This is a genomic window from Candidatus Abyssobacteria bacterium SURF_5, from assembly GCA_003598085.1.
GTDB lineage: Bacteria > Abyssobacteria > SURF-5 > SURF-5 > SURF-5 > SURF-5.
Genome location: QZKU01000068.1, coordinates 1 through 22,187 on the forward strand (window position 1 = coordinate 1; position 22,187 = coordinate 22,187).

General features: G+C 53.1%; 17 protein-coding genes. 7 read left to right on the top strand and 10 right to left on the bottom strand.

The genetic code is table 11. The features are described 5' to 3' along the window. Positions 1 to 179: 179 nt before the first annotated feature. Complete coding sequence (locus C4520_09770) at positions 180 to 2,210, bottom strand: hypothetical protein (protein ID RJP21292.1); 2,031 nt, start codon at positions 2,208 to 2,210, stop codon at positions 180 to 182. A 22-nt stretch (positions 2,211 to 2,232) separates the two neighbouring features. Between C4520_09770 and C4520_09775 the strand changes: the two genes are divergently transcribed. Genes C4520_09775 through C4520_09785 form a run of 3 tightly spaced genes read left to right on the top strand, consistent with a single transcriptional unit; the run spans position 2,233 to position 4,894 of the window. Beyond that, a complete protein-coding gene (locus C4520_09775; GenBank protein ID RJP21293.1) occupies positions 2,233 to 2,451 on the top strand; it encodes a hypothetical protein in 219 nt (72 codons plus the stop codon). 4 nt (positions 2,452 to 2,455) lie between these two features. Then, the gene (locus C4520_09780) at positions 2,456 to 4,180 is read left to right on the top strand and encodes a hypothetical protein (GenBank protein RJP21294.1); all 1,725 of its coding nucleotides are present in this window, start codon (positions 2,456 to 2,458) and stop codon (positions 4,178 to 4,180) included. A 30-nt stretch (positions 4,181 to 4,210) separates the two neighbouring features. Then, positions 4,211 to 4,894, top strand: a complete 684-nt coding sequence (locus C4520_09785; protein RJP21295.1) for a hypothetical protein — start codon at positions 4,211 to 4,213, stop codon at positions 4,892 to 4,894. 6 nt (positions 4,895 to 4,900) lie between these two features. Here C4520_09785 and C4520_09790 read toward each other — a convergent pair whose 3' ends face one another. The 4 genes from C4520_09790 to C4520_09805 form a co-directional block, all read right to left on the bottom strand. Then, on the bottom strand, positions 4,901 to 6,298 hold the full coding sequence (locus C4520_09790) for a radical SAM protein (GenBank protein ID RJP21296.1): 1,398 nt from the start codon (positions 6,296 to 6,298) through the stop codon (positions 4,901 to 4,903). A gap of 378 nt (positions 6,299 to 6,676) precedes the next feature. Beyond that, on the bottom strand, positions 6,677 to 7,276 hold the full coding sequence (locus C4520_09795) for a hypothetical protein (GenBank protein ID RJP21297.1): 600 nt from the start codon (positions 7,274 to 7,276) through the stop codon (positions 6,677 to 6,679). Further along, positions 7,273 to 8,742: a DUF4976 domain-containing protein gene (locus tag C4520_09800; GenBank protein ID RJP21298.1), complete on the bottom strand. Its 1,470-nt coding sequence runs from the start codon at positions 8,740 to 8,742 to the stop codon at positions 7,273 to 7,275. The genes C4520_09795 and C4520_09800 overlap by 4 nt, the downstream gene beginning before the upstream one ends. Before the next feature lie 143 nt (positions 8,743 to 8,885). Then, positions 8,886 to 10,346, bottom strand: coding sequence for a hypothetical protein (locus tag C4520_09805; protein RJP21299.1), 1,461 nt, complete (start codon positions 10,344 to 10,346; stop codon positions 8,886 to 8,888). Between the two features lie 310 nt (positions 10,347 to 10,656). On the opposite strand from C4520_09805, the gene lexA reads away from it, so the two are divergent. Genes lexA through C4520_09825 form a run of 4 tightly spaced genes read left to right on the top strand, consistent with a single transcriptional unit; the run spans position 10,657 to position 14,565 of the window. Further along, positions 10,657 to 11,265 (top strand): transcriptional repressor LexA, encoded by a 609-nt coding sequence (gene lexA / locus C4520_09810; GenBank protein RJP21300.1) that lies wholly within the window; start codon positions 10,657 to 10,659, stop codon positions 11,263 to 11,265. After that, a complete protein-coding gene (locus C4520_09815; protein RJP21301.1) occupies positions 11,250 to 11,930 on the top strand; it encodes a hypothetical protein in 681 nt (226 codons plus the stop codon). Before lexA ends, C4520_09815 begins: the two co-directional genes overlap by 16 nt. Positions 11,931 to 11,936: 6 nt before the next feature. Beyond that, positions 11,937 to 12,203: a hypothetical protein gene (locus C4520_09820; protein RJP21302.1), complete on the top strand. Its 267-nt coding sequence runs from the start codon at positions 11,937 to 11,939 to the stop codon at positions 12,201 to 12,203. Beyond that, positions 12,085 to 14,565, top strand: coding sequence for a hypothetical protein (locus C4520_09825; GenBank protein ID RJP21303.1), 2,481 nt, complete (start codon positions 12,085 to 12,087; stop codon positions 14,563 to 14,565). Before C4520_09820 ends, C4520_09825 begins: the two co-directional genes overlap by 119 nt. 22 nt (positions 14,566 to 14,587) lie before the next feature. On the opposite strand, the gene C4520_09830 is transcribed toward C4520_09825, so the two are convergent. From C4520_09830 to C4520_09850, 5 genes are read right to left on the bottom strand one after another with little or no spacing between them, the layout of a single operon-like run. Next, on the bottom strand, positions 14,588 to 16,153 hold the full coding sequence (locus C4520_09830; GenBank protein ID RJP21304.1) for a hypothetical protein: 1,566 nt from the start codon (positions 16,151 to 16,153) through the stop codon (positions 14,588 to 14,590). Then, positions 16,144 to 16,920, bottom strand: coding sequence for a polysaccharide deacetylase (locus C4520_09835; GenBank protein RJP21305.1), 777 nt, complete (start codon positions 16,918 to 16,920; stop codon positions 16,144 to 16,146). Before C4520_09835 ends, C4520_09830 begins: the two co-directional genes overlap by 10 nt. Next, entirely contained in the window at positions 16,917 to 19,358 is a 2,442-nt protein-coding gene (locus C4520_09840) for a tetratricopeptide repeat protein (GenBank protein ID RJP21306.1), read from the bottom strand. The genes C4520_09835 and C4520_09840 overlap by 4 nt, the downstream gene beginning before the upstream one ends. Continuing rightward, a complete protein-coding gene (locus C4520_09845) occupies positions 19,333 to 20,736 on the bottom strand; it encodes a glycosyltransferase (GenBank protein RJP21307.1) in 1,404 nt (467 codons plus the stop codon). The genes C4520_09840 and C4520_09845 overlap by 26 nt, the downstream gene beginning before the upstream one ends. A 3-nt stretch (positions 20,737 to 20,739) precedes the next feature. Further along, positions 20,740 to 21,981 (bottom strand): HEAT repeat domain-containing protein, encoded by a 1,242-nt coding sequence (locus tag C4520_09850; protein ID RJP21308.1) that lies wholly within the window; start codon positions 21,979 to 21,981, stop codon positions 20,740 to 20,742. Positions 21,982 to 22,187: the final 206 nt, after the last annotated feature.

The following is a 22,187-nucleotide window of genomic DNA, read 5'->3' on the forward strand; positions in this document are numbered from 1 at the left end:
TTTATTTTACGAATCACGGATGTCATTCTTCGGCAAGCTCCAAATATCTCAAAAATTAAATGATCAATGTAAAATCGTATGCATCAACAAAATCTCTGCCTTCGCAGGAATGACGGGTTACTCTGAGTTGTCGATGCCGCTCTGTCATCGGCGCCAACCTCATAATAGGATAGTCTTTTTTAATAAGATTCAACGGTTATTTTTTTTATGCAGAAGACTGAGCCCACCTGCTGACTGGGGCGAACGGCCAGTCTCACCATGCGGGGGTGCGTCAAAGTGAGCCCGTTCTTGTAGAGCGGAATCTTATACGTGTGGAATTTGCCGTCCGCCTCCGCGAAGAATCCAATTGATTTGCCTCCGGAAATCTCTCGATCATCTTCCGAAATCCAGAAAAGTCTGCAGATGTCCATTCCCCCTCTCTTCCCGCTGAGCATCATTTCAAGGGTCACGTATTGGACCGGGCGAACGGGATTGACCGGAGACAGCCACAGAAGCGTCCACGGACCGTCGACCATGAAGAGCGGAAGCGAACCGGATTTTGTTTGAACCGGAATCAAGCCGTTTACCGGCCCAAGGAATTGGCGGTGAATGCCGCTGAAGTCCCATTCGTCGACGAACTTTTTATGAGCATGGGGGGTGATTTCGCGCGGATCAGTGGCCTGTTTTGTATCCCCTTCCCAAGCCATGTGGAAATAGCGCCACGGCTGCTGGTCGTCGTATTCTTCCCGCTCGAGAGCGAGTACCTTGTTCGCCGGAAGGAAAAATAACGCTCCCTGCAGGTATTCCCGATCGAAATATAAGCCGGCCGCCCCGGGAAAGGAATAGTCGATCCGGGGGATTTCTTTCTGGGACCAGGGAAGACCTTCCACATAGACCCGCGAGAATTGCGGAAGCGTACCGAGCTTGACCGCCACCCGTTCCACCACCCCTTTATTTTCCTGTTGGGCTTCTATCCACTGATGGTCATAGTACTTAGTGAGGATAATCACCGGCGCCAGTGCCGCCGCAATCATCGTGAAGCGTACGACCGGCCGTCTTGTCGTTTCGTCGATCCCGTGCAAAATCAGACTAAGTATGTAGCAGCCGCCTACGGAAGGCAAGTACAGGAATCTGATCCAGTGCGTGAGCGCGAGCACCCGAAAGGTGCCCAGAATCGGCAACGTCGTGATGGATATGAAGAGGAACGAAAAGAGCAGCGATGAAAATTGGATTTTTCGCTTCCAAAGAAGGACGCCGAGCGAAACGAGAGCGAGCAGCCAGACCAGCGAAATGAGATAACTTGAGAACGGGATTTCAGGCGAGACAGGGGCAACAAGATATTTCCAGGCTCGGGCCTCCATACGAATGAGATCCGATATGAGGGCGAAGACGTTAGAAAGATATAGAGATACCAAGTCCTCCCCCTCGACTGTCAGGTACCCGGCGCCGAGCTTCATTCGGACCCGCGTAAGAAGGATAACAATCAGCAATAATGCGCCGTAGACGGCATATATACCCGCCTGCCGGGGGAGCGGATACTCCAGCTTTCGCACTCGCGAAAAATAAAGATCGAAAATCACCATTATCGCCGGCAGTGTGAAGGCATCCTCTTTGGATAACATGCCGCCGAGGAAGAAAACCAGCGATAGGATCAAGAGGTAATATTTCCCGGACAATCTGAAATAGGCGAACAGATTCAGGCTCAGCAGGCAGCATAAGGCGGCCCAGGAAGTGAAAGTGATGGCGGGCCAGTTCACCACTTCTGCATGATTCGGAAACGCGACAAACAAAATTCCAAAGAGGGCGGCCACCCGCGTGTTTCGATGAAGAAGGTAAACCAGATTTGCGCCCGCTATCGCCGTTGCCGCATGCAAAAAAATAGAGAGGATGTGATACGGAGGCGGAGTATTGCCGAAAAGCTTGTACAGAACCCAGGTGAAGAACATGGGAAGCGGGCGGAAAAACTTGTGCTCGAGGACTGTATCGTGTCCCAGAAGGACGCCTGCCAGCTTGTTATATTTTGCCGAAAACAGGACTTCGAAATCGTCGAGCAGAAAGTACTGGTTGATTGTATTCGCGAAGAGGGCGAACGAAAAGACGAGCAGAACTACTATCAGTTTTATCGAGATGATATCCGGACGCGAGCTACTCAAGAGATCGGCCTCAGCGCCAGGTTGAGGGGAGACATCTTTTTTACATTTGAGACCGGCGGGGGTTGAAGAATTTTTCATGTAGCTCAGGGGTTGACGGGAATTGAATTTCCTTTTGTTTTTGCCCGAACAAAACATACCTGCGTTACTGTCGTTTTGTTATGAGTATCACATACGGGCCGGTTTTCTGTCAACCCGCGGCAACGGAATCGATCGGCGGCGGGATTTGAGTTTTATCAGCAAAAACGGATACAATTCTATGAGAGCTCAATTCAGACCCCGCTTTTTGAGAAAAGGATTTTTTCAGGATTTAATCCAGTAAACTGATGATATCTCGCCTTCAGTCTTCTGTGCTTGCAGCAAATTTAAAAGAATTTTTAGAACGGCATTACCGGGCGCTTGTGGTTCTGTTGCTCGCAGTGAATCTGCTTATCAGTATTACGAGCATCCGCGAGAAATCGCTGACGTACGATGAAGCCACCTATATAGCGCTCGGGAAATACATAGCGGAGACGCGAGACGTTCGTGCAGTTGCAGCTCCATTTCCGCATTTTCCCTCCCTGGTGAATGGATTATTCTGGTACTTCCTGAAATTCGATCCGGTATTCTGGGAGAGCCTTCCCCGCCTGTACGCAAATGGATACCAGAGTCTCCCGGTCATTTTTGAGTCAGGGTACGATCCGGATGTGCTGATATTTCTGGCCCGATTGCCAATCATTCTGATTTTTCCTTTCTTGGGGTTGCTGGTTTTCAGTTGGAGTCGTGAGATTTTCGGGTTGAAAGCTGCGTTCGTTGCATTAATACTCGCGCTGTTTTGTCCGAACCTGATCGCTCACGCTCGTCTCGCCACTACCGACTTCATAACCAGTGTCACCATTTTCGCCTCATTGTATTTCTTCCGGAAGTACCTGCAGGCTCGCTCGCCGGGCGGGCTAATTATCTGCGGAATCTTCACCGGCCTTGCCCTTATGTCGAAATTCACTTCGATCATTCTCTTACCGGTCTATCTTGTTCTGGTTCTGATCCACGCTGAAAAAGATGTTACACCTCTGTCTTCAGTTGCGAAGAACAAGTTTTCTGCCGCGCTTCTGCAAAGGAAAGGAAGCGTGGCCGGAATTTTTCGGGTCTTCCTGATTCTGTTTTTTGCTCTGCTCACGATTTGGGCGGGCTACCTCTTTGAGTACAGAGCCTTGTACATTCCGCAATACGTGGCCTCGCCCGAGCGAGGCTACGGTGGCCTGATGAAGCTGCTTTACGACCACCACGTGAGAATACCGGCGGTGAGCTATCTGATAACACTCTATAATCAAATGGGACATCAGCAGCTCGGCCATGAGAGTTTTCTTTTCGGGATCACGTCATCCGGCGGCAGATGGTTTTACTTCCCGCTCGCGTTCCTTATCAAGGTGCCGATTCCCACCATCATTCTTCTCATTATCTCGATATTGAGCTTCAGGAATTCCGCCCAAAAAAGGGAGCTGATGTTCCTGTTAATCCCTGTTGTCGTTCTCGCCGGCGCCGCCGCCATGTCGAATGTCAATATCGGCATCCGCCTCATTCTGCCGGTGTTCCCATTCATCTTTGTCTGGATCAGCCGGATTTCGACCATCCGCCCGTTCCGCTCTTATAAATATTTTCTGGCGGCCCTGCTTGTCTGGTACGTCGGCTCCAACTTCCATATCTATCCTCACTATCTCGAATATTTCAACGAGCTGATCGGCGGCCCCAAGAACGGTTATAAATATCTGGTGGACTCGAATCTCGATTGGGGACAGGATTTGAAGCTGCTGAACAAGTACGTGGAGCAAAACGATATTCGGCCGCTGAAGATCGCGTATTTCGGTACGCCCGGATTAGCCGAGCAGTACGGTTACTATAATTCGGGCGGAGATTGCAGTGAGCCGTCTGAGGGATACATGGCCATCAGCGCAACTTTTCTTCACAGTCTGTATGTGCAGCCCGGCTGCTATGACTGGCTGAAGAAGTACGAGCCGATCGATCGGATCGCCTATTCCATTTTCATTTACAAGTTTCCGGCGCGGCAGCCATGAATAACCAGACTTCGTTGGAGCAAACAGGAGATGAATGATTTCGAACTGAAAAAAGCTTTCCTGAAGAAAATTTACCATGGCTATGAACAAATCGTGAGCACGCTGGGCGATTGGAAATGCAAGCCGGGATGTTCCGATTGCTGCACTTCGCTCGCTGTGGTGACGACGTTGGAGGCTGCCTATCTCTGGGAGCGGATGCCGGAATCGCTCCGCGCAAACGGCTCGTTTATGGACAATGCGCCGCCCCTTGCTTTCACCACAAACGAGCAGGCGTCCCTGTGCCTTTCGAGAACGGATTTCGAAGAGGAAGAGTTGAAAGAAAGCGTTGCCCGCTGTCCGTTGCTGGTAGACGACCGATGCAGTTGTTACGATGCGCGGCCATTCATGTGCAGGCTGATGCTTTCGTCAATCGACTGCCGAGTGAGCGGTCACGCGGAGATTCCGTCGGCGCTGCTTTCTTTCAACACCGCCGTCCTGCAGATTCTGGAGGATCTCGACCGCGACGGCTGGTCTGGGTATCTGGTGCATCAGCTCGGACACTTTCAGCAAGACGATCTTTTGGAAAGGTATATATCCGGAGAAGCGTCACTGGATGACAGCCGTGTTCGTCGCAATCATGCAAACCCGGGGTTGCTGATTCCTCCAGAGCATCAAGAGCAAGTTGCCGACTGGCTCAGAAAAAGTGACATATGGCAATGCGGATACGCACGATGAGATGATTTATCGGATGCCGTAACGCTTCCACACCTGCGGTATTTGCCGCGGGTGAAGAACCGAGCGCTTCAACTGGCTGAAAACATAGGCGGGCCTCTTATAAAACTCCTTCTGAGCGCGGAGGCAAAAAGAGAGTATGTCGTCCGGAGTCAGCTCGTGGGTTGGAGCAATATAATTCTGGCCTTCGGAGAAGCACTCGCCATCCAAGCCCGGCTTCAGCAGGTTTAAATCAAGAAACCATTTGTATGCCGCGGTTCCGGGGTGCGGAATCAGCGGAACGAAACGAACCGTTGCCGGATTCAAACGTTTTGAGAAAGCCAGCGTTTCCTCCAGAGTTGCGCGTGTTTCGCCGGGAAGACCGGCGATAAAGCTTCCGTGCAACCGGATGCCGGTCTTGTTCGTGTTCGAGACGAATTTTTCCATTTTCTCGCGGGTCGTGTGTCTCTGAATCCGGTTGAGAATTTCCTGGCTCCCGCTCTCGAAGCCGACAGAGAGGGCCTGACATCCAGCGCCTTTCATGATCTTCAGAGTTTCCAGGTCCACGTCGGGCCGGCACCTTGTCGTCCACACTATCTTCATCTTGCGATCGATCAATGCCTCGCATAATTCGCGGCATCGCTGGCGATTCATTGTGAGGGTGTCGTCTTCAAAAAAAATGCCCGCCACCTCGGGAAAATATTCTTTGATGTAATCCAGTTCTTCGAGCACATTCTCAATCGAGCGATACCGGATTTTTCGGCCGGAAAAAGTCTGGGGGTAGACGCAGAACGTGCATCCATACGTGCAGCCGCGGCTCGTGGTGAGCGCCATCATCGGGTATGGCGTGTCCCTGCGCGAGTATGCCCGGATATCCAGAAAGCGCCGGTAAATGGAGCTTAAAAAAGGAATTTTATCGAGGCGATGCAGAGGCGGGACGTCAGGGTTCGACAAGACGGTCCCGGCAGCGCGATACGTGATACCCGCAACAGTTTCAATGCTCTCGCCGCGCTCCAGCCGTTCAGCCAGTGCAGGCAGAGTCGCATCATACTCGCGCCGAACGACTGCGCCGGCCGTAGGAATCAGCTTCAATGCTTCTTCAGGACATGCCGAGACGTAGGTGCCTGCGAGAACGACGAAAAGATCGCCGACGATAGTTTTCAGGGCCTCCGCCACTACCGCATCACTCTGTAATGAACACATGGTGGTATTCAGAACCAGCAGGTGCGGTCTGAAGTTCCGGGCTTTCTCTTCAACATCGCCGCAGGAAAGATGCGATGCTGGAGCATCGAGCAGGAGGATATCATGACCGTTGCTCTCGACGGAAGCCGCCCCAGAGGCGAGCCACGTGGGATAAGAGAAAAAGCCGTTGGTATGATTATGTTTGCCCTCACCAACGGAGGGCGGATTAAGCAATAAAACTTTCATGCTGCATTTTCGGTTTCTTGCCGGCGGTGAGGCAGATACAGCCCCAACCAGCCTTTATGATATCACAGTTTTGGTTTGTCGGTCAAAGCGGGCGGCGACTGGCCAAACGTTCATTCAAGGACCCGGATCGCGAGGGCTCCTGCCCATAAAGATTGCCATAAAAAGGATCTCTCGAAGGCGGGCAACACGTTCACTGAGAAGTCATGACACCACACGCACCTGTCGGACGATTAGTACTATTTGCTGGAGGCTGGGGCCGCAACGGGACGGGAGACGAGTTTGCGGAGCGGAGCGAGTTTCAATGCAGGATCCAGCACTCAAACTGTGACATTGGGATTGCCACGAAATAACCCGGTCGGTTTCATGAAGAAGACCGATTCAGAAGAAGAGTAACCGGTACAATCGGCCATACCAGTAGAAGAAATGCACGCCCGTCCCCCAGAGCATGATGATATAAAAGGCGACCAGCCCCAGGCCGATGGAGATAAGCGGAATAGGCGAGAACAGAGCGATCTTTTGCTCTTGGTTGTGGTTTTGCCGCCAGCGCATGATGATTTCCAACAACCCCATTTGCGCGAGCGACGCGAACACGGCCAAAAGAAAAACCTGATTCAAGCCGTAGTACAAGGTCTCGCCAAAGGTGAAAAACTCGCTGACGCGGATCATCTCCTTCACATTCCAGACGGCAGGGACTGCCAGTGAGGCAAGGATTCTTTCGGCCGGCCCCGCACCCGATTTTCGCAAGAATGGGTAAACGAAAGAGGCGCCGAACCCGATGCTGATAAAGAGAATGACAGCCGAGATTGATGCGACCAATTGCTGTGCTGCATCGCTCCCGATCTTCCACGAGTTGTGATAGGCAAGTGAGCTGAGAAGCATCACGATGAGCGCGGCTCCAGCGGAAAGAAAAAGCCGCTGAAGAAAAGGTTTCTTGTTCGTTTGCAGGACGTCTTGCTCAATGGCGGCGGCGCCGATCATAACATCTTTCCCCGTTTCAGGTCTTCAAGCATTCTTTTCAATTCTGGGAGTAATAGTTGCCCATCAGCGGTTCCGATCAGATTTCGTTTCTGATGAGGGTCTTTCACGATATCATATAGCTCGGGCTCATGCCTGCCGGCGTATTCGACATAGATATGGGTTTGCGTTCTGACGGCGAAGTGCTCGGGGACATTGTAGGGGAATTCCTTGAAATATTCGTACAGCCACGCCTTGCGGCCGGGAGCGGAGCGCTCGAGGAGAACGGGCTTCAGGCTGGCGCCTTCCATTTGTGCGGGGACGGGCACTCCTGCAAGGTCGAGCAGAGTCGGGGCAAGATCGATATTCAGCGCCATCTGGGAGGCGCGCCGGCCGGGATCGTGAATCAGTGCCGGATATCTGACGATAAACGGGATCCGGATCGATTCCTCATATGGCCATCGTTTGTCGACGAACCTGTGTTCTCCCCAGAAGTAGCCGTTATCGCCGGCGTATACGATCAGGGTGTTGTCGGAGATGCCAAGTTCATCGATTTTCTCGAGTACCCGCCCGACTTGCCGGTCAAGCGCGACAAGTGTTTCGCAATAATTGCGCACGTGCCTCTCGATGTTGCCGAAGACGCCGGTAAACATGTTCCCCCGGGTCATTCCGATCCAGGAGTCGGCCTCCTTGGGCAAGCCCAGCTCGACTTCGTCATACAGGTGATCCAGCTCCGGAGGAGGCAGGAACTGGTGGTGCACCGCCTTGTGCGACAGGTACAGGCAGAAGGGATTTTCCCGTTTTCGGCTGATGAACTCCAGCGCGTAATCGGTGAGTTCTTCCGTAATGTATTCCTTGCGGGAAGGCCGCCGGACCCCGTCGACAATCAAGGGACAATTGAAATATCTGCCCTGTCCGCCCTGAACGGTGAAGGTAATAAATCGGTCCACTCCCCGCAGGTTGGGCAGCCTTCCGGGCATATGCCATTTCCCGACGAAAAAGGTGTCATAGCCGGCTTGCTTGAGGAGTTCGAGGAACGTGATGTTTTCGTCGCGCCAGGCGGTAAGATTATTTTTCACTCCGTGCGTGTGCGCGTACTGGCCGGTCAGAAAGCTTGCCCGGCTCGGACTGCATAACGAAGTCGTCACAAAGGCGTTTTCAAACAGGATTCCCTCATTTGCCAAACGGTCTATATTCGGCGTCTGGAGGAAGGAATGCCCGCTGCAACTCATGTAGTCCCAGCGATGATCGTCGGTCAGGATGAAGATGATGTTAGGCTTTCTCTGCGAATGGGGCAGCGCCCATGCGAGATCATGCAAAAAGTACTCTGTCAGACCTGACGCGGTCAGCAGTCCGAGCGTTTTGACTGCGGCTCTGCGCGTAAGAGTGCGGCCGAAAAGATTGTCGCCTCCCGTGTTCCTGAAAGACAACTCGTCAGGAGAAGGAAAAGGGGGGCCTTTTTTGCGGTCTGGCGCAGGAACGCGCTTCATGCATTGCCTTTCCCTTTGTAAAATTGGAAGAGTGAGCGCGATGCGGTGCGCGCACTATCATAATTGATGACGGGGGGAAATTTCAAGAAATGCATGAACGTCCTTTGACCACTGTTTTGTTCCGGGAACCTTGCTTTTTCAAACTACGGTTTGTAGATCGTGCGAGTTTCTATGCTGGTGACCGCAGTTTTCGGGTCCCGACCGAGGTCCATTCCGCGCACTCGCCAGGAGATGGTGCGCCCGCTCGGAATCATGGCCCAGATCGATTCGGGCATCGTCCAGCTTGTCTGGTCGAGAACGAGTTTCAGGTCCTTATACGTGGAGTGCCAAGGCGAATTCCCGATCTTTATTTCGACTGCAAATACGTTGTTGGTCTCCCCGTCGGCTGTCCAGCAAAAGAACGGCGCTTCTGAGAGCGTTTCGCCTGCAGCGGGTAAAAGAAGCAATATCTCAGTCAATGGCGAATAATGGTATCCCATATCGACCATGCCGCCGTCCTGCTGATGATCGGTCCGTGTCGTATAGGCATCAAGTCCCAGCGCCTCAGCCGTATCGCTCCCGGCATCCACGCAGGGGCTGTCGGCGCTTTGGCCGGCGGCAAGCTGACTCAAGTAATAATCTCCGAGCGGCCCGTCCGCAAAGAGAGGGTCGGCATCCAAGTTACCGTCGGCCCATTCCAAAGTTGAGCCGATTTCGATTTTCGCAGCCGCCGCGCCCCCCATGACATCGCTGTATTCAACACTGACCGACGATTGCTCCCACAGGTAAATTTCGTCGCCCTCCCATGCTGAATCCTGCCAGAGAATGCAGTTGGAAAGAACTGCATTCGAATCGTAAAAAGCGACTCCCCCGCCGGCTTCCCAGGCGCTGTTGCCGCGAATTGTGCTGCTGGTCAAGGTGAGCGTCGAATGGCTCGCGTCGATGCCGCCGCCATAGGAATCGGTAAGATTCTCACCAATGATGCAATTGATAATATCGGATGAAGAAAAAAAGAACGTCATACCGCCGCCGCCGACAAGCGATTCATTCGCAATAATAGCGGAATTCTCTACAGTCACAGCAGCGTCGGCCGCATAAATGGCCCCGCCGTGGAAGAAGGCGACGTTGTCGCTGAACGTGCATCCGCTTATGATTGGAGACGCCCCGTCAACGTATAATGCACCTCCGAGGTAAGCTGCGTTCCCGATAAACCTGCAATTCCGGATAATGGCGCTGGAACCGGTATCGATATATGTTGCGCCGCCTCCATCCGCAGATCCATTCAGAACCGTAAACCCGTCCACAAGCTGATTCCCGCCGCCGGTAAAAGAGAAGCCTCTCCCCTCGCCTTCGCAGTCGATAACACAGGAGACAGGACCATTCTGAGAGCGCAGCGTGATTGATTTACCGCGAAAATCAAGGTCTTTGTTATTCGGGCCGTTATACGTGCCGTCGGCTACCAGCACGATGTCGTTGTTCGCGGCCGCATCCAGAGCGCTCTGGAGCGTGATGAAATCGGCGGGGACATGGATTATTCCGGCCGGCGCAGATGCAGCAAAAAACAAGAACCATGAAATTATCGCAAGTGGAGTCGCAACAAGATGTTTCATTAGCTTTGCCTCCATTGTTTCGCCTCCCGCCGGCGGTGCCCGATAAAATCAGCAAGTGGCGGTACCTGATGGCCAGGAGCCAGACAAGCCGTACCGCGAACGTCCCGTTTTTTGTACTGAGATACTGTAAACATTCCATCCTTCTTTAGCTAGATGCTGCGGGCGGTTTTTTGAGGATAAGGTTACTTTTCTACGAAAGCACAACTGCTTCATGAACGACAGAGAAATCAGCAAGCCCTCTTGACAAGTATACAAATGTATACTATACTATGGGCGGGAAGAGAAAGATGCCGCTGTTCAATAGCGTCGGGTGAAGGGAAAGCCAATGAAAACACAATTGACCGATCGCCAGGAGATGGTGCTGAATTTCATCAAGGCTTTTACGGATCGAAACGGGTATCCTCCCACGATCCGCGAGATATGCGCGCATTTTCATTTTTTGCCGCGGGCGGCGGCGAACCATGTGAATGCGCTCGTGAGAAAAGGGTATCTCTCGAAGGCGCCTCGCAAATCGCGTTCTCTTGAAGTGATTGGACGGAGCCGGCGCGATTTGAGGGAGATACCCATCGTGGGCCGGGTCGCCGCCGGCGAGCCGATCCTGGCGGTTGAGAACATTGAAGGAGCGATCATGCTGCCGGCTGAATGGGTTCACGGAGGAGAAAGCTTTCTGTTGCGGGTTGAGGGCGACAGCATGGTGAACGCGCACATCTGTTCCGGCGACTACGTAGTGGTGAAGCGGCAAGCGACGGCCGAGAGCGGCGATATCGTGGTCGCACTGCTTGAAGAGGAGGCGACGGTAAAACGATTTGTCAAGGAAAAGGATCGGATCGTTCTGAAGCCCGAGAACGAGCGGATGCAGCCAATAGTCGTCGAGAACGGCGCTCGATCGCTCCGGATAATAGGAAAGGTTGTGGGAGTATGGAGAACCATTTAGTTTCATCCGACGAGATGCTGGAGGCAATCCGCGCCGATTTGAAGACGGCTTCGCCGGCCAACCTCATCACCGTCTATGGGCGGAGCGCATCGTCGATCACATATCTTGCCCTGTATATGGCGTTTGCCGGAGTCGCCCATCGCGTGCCGGTCGTTTTTCTGGATGGCGGCAATTCCTTTAATCCATATCTCATTTCGAAGCTGGCGCGCCGGATTGGGGCGCGTCCCGAGGAACTGCTAAGCCGCGTTTATATTTCCCGCGCGTTTACCTGCCATCAGATGCAGGCGCTGGTGGTTGATCGACTTGAAGACGCTCTTCGAAAATATTCGACCCGGGTCGCAATCGTCTCGGGGTTGCTGGACACGTTTTATGATCAGGACGTCCCTTTTGGCGAGGCATATGCGCTGCTGAATTCGGCGGCAACCGAATTTGTGCGCCTGGCGGAAGGCAGCGCTCGCATCTTGCTCGCCTGTCCCGATACGCATCTCCCCCTTGCAGACCGGCAGAAGGTTTTTTTAAGCCTTTTGAAGAAGGTCTCTCAGAAGGTGCTTCATTGTGAGGACACCGAAACCGAGAACAAGTTCATCATGGAAAAGCCGTACCGAAAACTGTATAACCGTCCGAGGAGTGCAACTCCTTCCCAGAAATTATTGGAATGGAGGTGATGGGCAGTGGGAAGAACAGTTTTACCCATTGCACAGGTTATCCAACAGGAACGAGATGAATGGGCGAAATTCCGCCGCGTTCTCAGGCATGAGGATCAGCAGGCATTTGACGAATTGTTCGGCATCGCGAAGTACCACTCCCCCGCCTTCGCATATGCATCGCGACCCGTCCCTACGGAAGCAGTTTTCATGTCCATCCTGCTCGAACATCAGAAAACGATCGTGCGGCTGCAAAAGCGGCTCGAGGAACTGGAGCGCCCGCAGAAAGAGTAGCCCGTTATTTTTACGGCCCGGCGCGCGCAAACATTCTGCCGATTCCTGGTCACGAAGGAATGACCTTTATGAAATGCCCGTCCCTGCTTCTCGTTCGGCGAGGAAAGAAAAGGACAATTTCTTCATTAAGAGAACAGGCCATCAACCCGGAGCGTTTCGCTTGCATACCGGCTGGTTATTCGACATTTATTTCGATGAGCGCGGAATGACGTTGTGGATGATCGATGGCGAAGGCGAACGCATCCGTCTGACCATTCCGTACAAACCTTCATTTTTTGTCGATGGGTCGCCGCCTGTCGTGCGTCGGGTAAACGAGACCCTGAAAAAGAAGAGGAAACCGATATCGGTTTCCCCGGCAAAGCAAACCGACTTCTGGACCGGCAAGAGCAGATCGGTTCTTCGCATATCGACGGAACCATCTCATTTTCACGCGCTGGTAAATCAGGTCTCGCGGATCGGCGGCGTGGAATTGTTCAATTGCGATATTCCGCCGGAACAATTATTTTTCTATGAGACCGATCTGTTTCCTCTCGCTTTCTGCGAATTTGAATATTCGCATGACGGCGCAATCCGACACATCCGCAGCCTCACCATGCCATGGGATATGACGTACACGCTGCCGCCGCTGGTTATCATGAAGCTTACCGCCTCTCCGAACGGCGCAAATCCCAATTACGGCGGGAGAAATTGCCCGCTGCGAGTGGAAATCGAGGGAAACGAATATGTTCTGGAAAATGAAGAACTGCTTGAAACTCTTGAGAAAATGCTGCTTCGTCACGACCCGGACGTGATCTCGACCGAGTGGGGAGACTCATTCATTATCCCGCGGCTGCTCCAGATGACGCGAAGTTGGAGAAAACCGCTTTCATTCAACCGGGACAGGCATCGCGATGTCACGACGCGGCGGGGCGCGTCCTATTTCTCATACGGTCGAATTGTGTATCGCGCGCCCGCGCAAAACTTTTTCGGGCGCTGGCATATCGACATTGAGAATTCGTTTATCGCATCGGAGACGGGCCTTGACGGCCTGTTTGAACTGGCACGCCTTGCGAAAATTCCGATACAGCGCCTGGCGCGGACATCGCCCGGAACGGGCATCTCCTCCATGCAGTTGAATATGGCCGTGCGCGAAAACATTCTCATTCCCTGGCGGAAGCGCATGCCCGAAGACTTCAAATCGGGACTCGAGCTTCTTGTTACCGATAAGGGGGGGCTGGTATATCTGCCGAAGCCGGGCGTATATGATGCGGTGATGGAAATCGATTTTGCATCGATGTATCCTGCGATCATGGTGAATCACAATATCTCTCCCGAGACAATCAACTGTTCGTGCTGCGAGGGAGCGGCGGTGCCGGAAATCGGCTACCACGCCTGCACCCGGCGCCGGGGGCTGATTCCCAAGGTGCTCGAACCGATCCTGGAGAAGCGGCGGGTGTATAAGCAAATGGCCAAAGAGACGCGCGACGCCAAGATGAGGGCGGTGTACAAGCGGCGGCAAACGGCGTTAAAGTGGATGCTGGTCACCTGCTTCGGATATCTCGGGTATAAGAACGCGCGTTTCGGCAGAATCGAGGCGCACGAGGCGGTGACGGCGCTGGGACGCGAGAAACTTCTCCAGGCAAAGGAGATCGCCGAACGGAGGGGCTTTCAACTGGTGCATGCGATTGTCGATTCGCTGTGGGTTCGGAAGGACGGCATGACAGAAGTCGAGCAAAGCGAACTCCTGAAGGAGATCTCGGAAACCGTCGGCATAACGATCTCACTCGAGGGAAATTACCGGTGGATTGCATTCGCTCCCTCGAGAACGGCGTCCGAAGTTGCCGTCGCCAATCGCTATTTCGGCCTCTTCGAGAACGGCGAGATGAAACTGAGAGGCTTGGAGGTGAGGCGGTCCGATATGCCTCCCATCGTAAAGAGCATGCAGGCCGAGATGCTTTTGGTTCTTTCTCATGCGGCAAATGCGGAAGAATACCGACTGAAAGAACCGGAACTCATGGGCATCCTCAACAAGTATCTTGCAGAAGTAAGGAGCGGGAAAGTTTCCGCCGAGAACCTGGTGATCTCGCGGAAAATGTCGAAAAATCCGGCTGACTATAAAACCAATACCGCCATGGCCGCCGCCAGTAAAGCGCTGGCCGCGGCAGGAGTGAATCCGCAGCCGGGCGAGCGAGTGGACCTGGTCATCGTGGATTCGCAAGCACGGGATCAGATAATAAAGGCGATCCCTTATACTCCCGGTGTCGAGAAGGTGGACTCCTATGATGTTGAGCAGTATTCGGAGCTATTGATTCGAGCTGCAGAGGCTATTCTTTTGCGGAAGATTACAAAAGAAGACATAAGAAAGGGGCGGGCCGCCAAATAAAAAACATGATACTGCAAGCCTCCTAGAATTTCACGTTGATATTGGCTCCCACCAGATAGTAATCGAATCCGGCGGCCGAATCCACCGAGAAATTGCCGCCTTCCCCGAAGAGTTCGACGGCGCAATTATTGGTGATTCTATATCCGATGGAGCCATACCCTCCTCCGACCAGTTCATCCGCATTGTCGCCGGATCTGCGGAACGACTCGTGGCCGAAGAAAGGCTCCACGTACAGATAGAGTTTCTGGCGCTCATAATAAGCCGACGCAAATATCTGGTTCGAGATGAAATCGTTCGGATCGAAATAGCCGCCGCCGCTCTGTCGATTGAAGTTGAGATACCTCACCCGGTAGCCGATGTTGATCGCGGGATTCTTGGGATAGATGAGATATCGAGTGACCAACAGCACCTCGTCCGAGTCGTTATCGTCGGAAAAGTCGCTGTACGTGTAGCCCACGTGCGCAAACAGACGGTCCGTCAGATTCTGAAAGAGATACACATTCGTCCGGGTAACTCGGATGTCGTTCTCGATCAAATCCGCGACTTCTGCGAAAAAATCTCTTGTAACGACAACGCCGGCCTTTCCCTTCAGCACATCGACATCGGCGCGAGCGCTCCAGGTAAAGAACGTGTCGCTGTCGCCAGCATCAGATTGCGCTACGCCGACCCCCGCTCCCACTCCGACGTGCGCGGTCGGATTGGCGTAAACTGTCAGCGCCGCCTCATCTGCACTGTTTTCGAGCGAATGATTGCGGGCTTCTGTGTGCCTGTATTGCAGGTCGGCATTGAGGCCGTACACCCAGAATGTGGCGCCGGCGGAGTAGGTATCGACGAGATTGCCGTCTGAATCGTCATAATGGCTGTACTGAGCCTTGGCGCTCGGCCGGAATTGCGCGGATAGCGCCTGATCCAAACGATGTAATTCTCTTTCCTGATATGGAAACGTCGGCTCCAGCATATCCTTATTTTGAATGGCCGTCTCGCGCTCCCCCAGCGCCAGATAGGCGTGGGCCATGCCGAGACGCGCATCGAAGTTCTCCTCTTCGGCCAGCAGGACCTCGTAAAGAGGAATCGCCTCAGCGGGCTTTCCCTTCCAGTTCAGGGCGTTCGCCTTCACGAGGAGAGCATCCCGGTTTCCCGGAGCCAGTTGCAAAACTCTATCGGCCTCATGTATCGCCTCATCATAGCTGCCGGCCCATGACAACGTTCGCGCGAGGTGAACGCGCGCTTCAATAAAACCAGGATTCCTTCGCAGCATCGGCTGGAGTACGGCGATGGCATCATCATATCGATCGGCCCACGAGATGTAAACAGCCATTTGCAATCGCTCTTCGTCAGAGAAATTCTTGTTGAGCTCGAGAGCTTTCAGGTATTCGGCGGCCGCCTGCTGCAACTCGTCGCGTTGGACGTACAGGTCACCAAGTTCCTTGCGAAGAACCCCTTTCTCTTTATCGGTCTCTACGCGCGCGATCGCCTCTTGAAGAGCCTTCACTGCATCGCCCTCGTCGGCGGCAAAGACGCGACATCCCAGCAATAGAATGATTACGATTCCGCACGCGAGCGCGAAAACTTTTCTCCTTATGCCCATACTCCTCCTACGTACTGTCGGAACGACGCGAGGTCCAACTTGTTATTGATGTTGAGCCGGGGAATGCGGTCAAGCCCATGGCTGGGCGACAACATTCCCTCATCTGATGTAAAGAAGTATTTAACCCCCTGTTTTTTCGCAACTTCGATGGTTTTCTGATTATATGAGCCGAACGGCCACGCCAGGATTTCGGGATATACACCCAATTCGCTCGAAAAGATATCCGAAAAGGTTGCAAGATCCTGCCGCAACTGTTCAGGGGAAATCCCGGCGGCTCCCTTTCCCTTATGCAGAGCATGTGTATGGCAGCCGAACTCGACGAGGCCACTATTCGCGAGGAATCTGTACTCGTCCCAGCTCAAGAGCGGCCGATTGCCGCCGAAATGAAGATAGCGCCCAACGTACTCTCCGATGATGTTAATGACAGCCGTGAACTTGTACTGCTGCAGAATTGGAAAAACATATTCGGTAAAGCTGGCGTACCCGTCATCAAATGTCACTACGATATCCTTCTCCCGCCCGAATCCGGCAATGGGCAATGCTTTTGGGGAAACGGCTCTATATCCTTCCGAATACAGCCACTCCATGTGTGCGGCAAACAGTGATGGAGAAGTCGTGTAATCGTCCAGATACTGGTCCGAGATATCGTGGTACAGCAGCACCGGAATGCGGTTGCTTTCGGCAAAGACGCGGCGCGAGAGCGAGGAGGAAAGCAACATCGCCACCCCCGTGTGCTTCAGGAATTTTCTTCTGGTGATCTTGTTCATTCTGTTTCCGGAATCCCGGCCAATATTTTTTGATATGTGTAGTAGCTTGACTTGAGGTAAGAATGATATATGGGTGTGTTCCACTTCGTCCACGAGAAAACCGGCATCCCCTTCCTCGTCAACTGCCGCGGCAGATGGTCGGTCACGTTTGTATCCCGGCCGGTATTCACCGCCCCAAGGGCGCCCTCATCAGGTTTGTAAGAGACCGCGACGAAGCGAATCCCATCTGAGGGAACAGTCATTCCTTCTGCGGTTTTCCAGAGAATGCTCCCGGAGCTTGGGTCGGTGAAGTTGATGAGGCCCCAGGGAATCCGCATCTCGATCATATTCCCGTTCACGAAAAAATCGGCCAGAGAATCAAATTCGGGATGCTTCCGATCAAGCGAGCCAAACCTGAGATTGCTCATTGGAAAAACTCGTGCGGGGTAAAAGCGCGACCCGTCTTTGGCGGCGCGCCTGCTGTTGGTCTTGTTGAACATCATTACCCACTCGCCCTGATCCGACACGGCCGGCCAGACCTCCTGCTTCTCGCTGTTGAAATACTTGTCGTAGCGGCGGCATACCAGAATTCTGCTCTTATCCCTGCCGGCAAGATGGATGAGAAATTTCAGGCCGACCGGTGATTTGTAATTCGTGCGGAACGACAGCAGGAATTCCCCGTAGTCGGGTTTCCCCGTGTCGATTCCGATCAGGTAATGCGCTCCTGCAAAATCTATGGCATTGCGCGTTTCCAGAAGCAGGTAAAGGAATGCTTCGTCATGCTGTACGGCCAGCCTGCAGAGCGAGCGAGCGCCGTCGAAGCCGTCGCCGAATTCAACCAGAGGCGAAGCTGCATCCGCGGAGGCATATATCACCGCGTCTTGCCATTCTTCAGCACGCCCGGCCAGACTCACCTTTTTGTCGGGGTAACCGGGATACATCGCCAGCAGGCCGTAGTTTTGCTCGGCGTCCTGCAGGTTGAACCACAGCGGATTGCGTTCGGCAGGAAGTTCATACGGCAAAAAGAGCCAGTTCCTCTTGAACCACTCGTCGAACCAGCCAAACAGCGCTCCTCCCGCCAGACCCGCTTCATGAATGGTTTTCATGAGCACCCCATTGATGTGTCCCTGGTCGTTTTCTGAGTGGCCTCCATGATGCCAGCCGTCCCTGTGCCAGTGGCAAACTTCCCGACTGCTCGGGACCCCGAATTCGGCTATAAGGATGGCCTGAGCGGCATGATGATTTTTGAGCGCGCGCAGATATGCAAGATACGTATTCTCCTCTGTGAGATAATCGTTGTTCATGAAATCTGGATAGTAGGGGTATGCATGGTATGTCACGAAGAAGCCTGCACCGTCCTTCACGCTTACTTTTGCGAAATCCAGAGATTCGGCATCCTCGTTTTCGTTACAGGCCGTCGATCTCACCTTCAAACCCTGCAGCGCCAGCTCGTCCTCGTATTTCGACTCCGAACCATGAACGAGCGGATCAAGTGTCGGCCAGCTCGTGGCGGAAACGGGATGGATGTGGCCGTATTTTTCGGCCTCGTATGCTTGAAGGTAGTCGCACATCTCGATTGTCCATACCTCGAATGGGGTGCCTTCGCGCAGAAAAAGATGGCGGCCTACATAATCGCGCATCCGCCTATCATTCAGTTCATTGAATCCCTTCACCGCACAACTTTCCCATTCCCTGCCAAAGATGAAACCAATCGTGTACGCCGACACGTCGGAAGAGTATCTTCCGTGCGCCAGCCCGGGCCTTTCGGGCAGGCGCGCATTTCCGAAAACCGCATCGACCGCATCTCGCACGCTTCCCTGGATGTGCGACGCGTATGCGGCATCGAGAAAATTGTAGCCTTCTGGCAGCTCCGCCCACGTTCCCTGGAGCAGATAGAGCTTCTTCGGCGACCCGGTGTTAAATGCGCCCAACGCCTCATAGAACGACGGGGGGTGCACCGTGTAGAGGCGAATTGCGTTGACGCCGAGATCAGCCATCTGCCGCAGCCATTTCATATATGTGCCTTTGCGGATGGCGTATTCGCCGGGAAAATATCCCGGCAGTCCAAGACCCAGATTCATCCCCTTCACAAAAAAGGGGACCCACTGCTCCCGGTGAACCTCGATGCGCCCATTCACACATCTGAACGACGATTGACGGCGGGGGGGTGTTTCAGGATTTTGCTGATTAGCCGTCTTGTCAATATAGGAAACGATGTCCTGATTATCCGGCTGGAGTTCCAACGCCTTATAGAACGCCCAGCGTGCCGTTGGCAGTTCATGCAGATGGTAGAAAGCTTTTCCTAATCCGAAGTAGCCTTCAGCAGTTGCCCCCGATTCCAGCTCCCTATTAAAGATGTTGACTGCTTCCTGATAATCCTGGTTTCGAAGTGCGAGGAAACCCATCTCGAGATAGGATAAGGATGGTGCTCTCTTAACTCCTGCTCCCTCCCCTGACATATTCCCATTCCCTTCTCCCGATGATATAGTTGAAAAATGCTTGCATCCTCCAGACAGAATTTACTTGTCGATATCCGAAGTTCTCGAGAATCCCGAACAGCAGGAGCGTGAACAGGTGCCTCCACAGCGGGTATCTGCGATATGTCAGCTCCTCGAGAAAGATTGAAGCGGTGGATAAGAACGTTCCATAGAAAATCGCCAGGGTCAGGAACAGCAGGAAGAATTCAAGACTGATGACGTGAAGGAAATAGCAGCCTATGACGATAATATAGCCGAACACCTCTACGATCGGGCTCAGCATCTCGACGAAAAAGTAATACGGCATAACAAACAGGCCGAGAGCGCCGTACTTCGGGTTGAGGAGCATTATCTTGTGCTTCAAGACGCTCTGGATAAGCCCCAGGTGCCAGCGCCTTCTCTGCCGCCCCAGCAGGCTCAATTTCTCGGGGACTTCAGTCCAGCAAACAGGATCGGATATAAATTTGATTTGATATGGCCTCTCCTTTTCCACCTGCTTCCGGTGGAGCCGCACGATCAATTCCATGTCCTCCGTCACCGTGTCGGTACTGAAACCGTTCACTTCGATGACCGCCTGTTTATCAAACAGAGAAAACGTGCCCGAAAGGATCAGTGTGGCATTGAGAGCGTCCAATCCGACTCTGCCGAAAAGGAATGCCCGCAGGTACTCGACGATCTGCAGCAGCGCCAGTATGGTCCTTGGTAAATTGACCTTCTCGACCGCTCCATTGATTACCTCGCTCCCGTTCAAGGCTCTGACCACGCCCCCGCAGGCAATGATACGTTTTCCGCTTTCAAGGATCGGCATGATCAAGCGCAACAGGGCATCCCGCTCGAGGACCGAATCGGCGTCGACCGAGCAGAAATAGGGGCTGTGACAAATGTTGATGCCGCAGTTCAGGGCGTCGGCTTTCCCGCCCTTCTCCTTGCTTATGATCAGCAGGTTTGGAAGCTGCGGGTTGTAATAGAAAGTCTTTACCGGAGCCGTCTTTATCACATCACGGTAGATAAGATCGATTTTCTTCAGGTCAAATGCATTGATGAGGTTCTGCAAAGTGGAGTCGGTGGAACCGTCGTCGATGACGATGACTTCAAAGAATGGATAGTTGATCCCGAGGGCGGAACTGACGGAAGCGGTAATATTCTTCTCCTCGTTATTTGCCGGAATCAAGATGGAGATCGGCGGTGTCTGCGGCGAGAGGCTGAACTCCCTGAAGGAGGAATACTTGATTCGCTTGATGTGGCGGAGAATGATGATCAGCGCTATCGTAAGAAGACTCGTATATATGAGATTGGTCAGCCCGTAATAGATTCCAACGAGATAATTAATGACTACCGTCGCGGCAACTATCAGCGCCATGGTTCAATTATCCTCTTCAAAGATTCCCGTGATTGCCTGCTTGATTTTCAAGTTCTCTCCCTTTTCCAAGTATTCTTCAAAAGGGGTCCGGAAACCGGTTTGATACATCGCCCTCGCCAATTCCCTCGACTGACGAAAGATGTAGCCGTCTCCGTCATCGAGATTCGTGAACAACTTTTCGATGTACGTCCCCTTCAGGATCTCCTCGCAAATGCTATTCCTGACGTAAGCGTCGCCTGAACGGAGGGCTTCCAGGAATATGGGAAGAGCCTTGTCGCCCCTTTCGACCAGGGCGGCCGACGCTGAGCTGCGGACGTGCCAGCTCTCATCGAGCATCAGTTTTGCCAGGAGCGGAATCATATCATCGCCGGGGGCGAGCTTCAACGCCCGCGCCGCATGCATCCGTACAAACCAGGCCGGATCATCAATCAACCCGGCCACTTTCTCCCAAGCGGCAAATCCGGTGTCTTTCGCACTCGACTCGATAACCCTCAATGATTTTGCTCTTACTTCGGCGCTTGCAGAGGTAAGGTTTTCGGCTGCAACGACGGCCGCTGTACTGTCACGCATCTGAGAAAGCACCTCGAGCAGCAGGGCTTTGGTCAGATCGTCAGCTGTGCGAACACGCTCGATAAGGAAAGGCGCCGCAGAAGGGCCAAAATTCAGCAGGAACGCCTCGAGAGTTTTTCGCGCTGCAAGCGATTTCTGGATGAGCGCCGGAAGACGCTCAAGAATGGCAGTCAACCCTTCCGCCGCGCCTATTTTGCTGAGGGACCGCACAGCGACTGAAACTATTTCGGCATTTTCCTCATCGAGACACTGTATCAGGTTCTGAACGGACCCCAGACTATGCATCGCGCCCAGTTTGTTGATTGCGGATGCGCACGCGATCACATTTCTCGCGTGCAGTTTCACCTCGTAATAGGATGGATACGATAATTCCACGAGTATTTTCCGGGCCTTCTCCGCATATGATTCACCATTGGCAAAATTCAGCAACACCTCTTCCACGGCGTGCCATTTTGCGCTTCCCGGCTTTGCGACCAACTCTGAAAGATCGTAGGAGCCCTCGGATCGAAAAATGTTCTTCAATAACCCGTGATACTTGAGCCGCAATTCATCCAGCACAGCATATCTTCTTCCTTGGACGATACGGCGAATGATTCCGGCCAGCAGGAGGAGAAGAGTGAGACAGGACGTTATCCCGATAATAACAAGTATTATGAGCTTCAGAGTGTCTTGCATAATGATCGCTCATTTCCACGAGAGAATATACTTTTTGGAGATGGTATGGGGGTCCGAACGCGATGGGAGACGGCAGTCCCGCTCATACCGTGGATAACTCGATCTGCTATCACACAGAAAGAAACAGCGTCTTCAAGTGCCAGTCTTTGGGGCGGAATTATACCGGCGTCAGCGAGGGAAGTCAACAGGTTATAAACTATTACACT

Excerpts from the sequence above, each read along its gene's own strand:
- C4520_09770 (RJP21292.1), bottom strand. The coding sequence starts at position 2,210 with ATGAAAAATTCTTCAACCCCCGCCGGTCTCAAATGTAAAAAAGATGTC.
- C4520_09780 (RJP21294.1), top strand. The coding sequence starts at position 2,456 with ATGATATCTCGCCTTCAGTCTTCTGTGCTTGCAGCAAATTTAAAAGAA.
- C4520_09785 (RJP21295.1), top strand. The coding sequence starts at position 4,211 with ATGAATGATTTCGAACTGAAAAAAGCTTTCCTGAAGAAAATTTACCAT.
- C4520_09790 (RJP21296.1), bottom strand. The coding sequence starts at position 6,298 with ATGAAAGTTTTATTGCTTAATCCGCCCTCCGTTGGTGAGGGCAAACAT.
- C4520_09795 (RJP21297.1), bottom strand. The coding sequence starts at position 7,276 with ATGATCGGCGCCGCCGCCATTGAGCAAGACGTCCTGCAAACGAACAAG.
- C4520_09800 (RJP21298.1), bottom strand. The coding sequence starts at position 8,742 with ATGAAGCGCGTTCCTGCGCCAGACCGCAAAAAAGGCCCCCCTTTTCCT.
- C4520_09805 (RJP21299.1), bottom strand. The coding sequence starts at position 10,346 with ATGGAGGCAAAGCTAATGAAACATCTTGTTGCGACTCCACTTGCGATA.
- lexA (RJP21300.1), top strand. The coding sequence starts at position 10,657 with ATGAAAACACAATTGACCGATCGCCAGGAGATGGTGCTGAATTTCATC.
- C4520_09815 (RJP21301.1), top strand. The coding sequence starts at position 11,250 with ATGGAGAACCATTTAGTTTCATCCGACGAGATGCTGGAGGCAATCCGC.
- C4520_09825 (RJP21303.1), top strand. The coding sequence starts at position 12,085 with ATGCATCGCGACCCGTCCCTACGGAAGCAGTTTTCATGTCCATCCTGC.
- C4520_09830 (RJP21304.1), bottom strand. The coding sequence starts at position 16,153 with ATGGGCATAAGGAGAAAAGTTTTCGCGCTCGCGTGCGGAATCGTAATC.
- C4520_09835 (RJP21305.1), bottom strand. The coding sequence starts at position 16,920 with ATGAACAAGATCACCAGAAGAAAATTCCTGAAGCACACGGGGGTGGCG.
- C4520_09840 (RJP21306.1), bottom strand. The coding sequence starts at position 19,358 with ATGTCAGGGGAGGGAGCAGGAGTTAAGAGAGCACCATCCTTATCCTAT.
- C4520_09845 (RJP21307.1), bottom strand. The coding sequence starts at position 20,736 with ATGGCGCTGATAGTTGCCGCGACGGTAGTCATTAATTATCTCGTTGGA.
- C4520_09850 (RJP21308.1), bottom strand. The coding sequence starts at position 21,981 with ATGCAAGACACTCTGAAGCTCATAATACTTGTTATTATCGGGATAACG.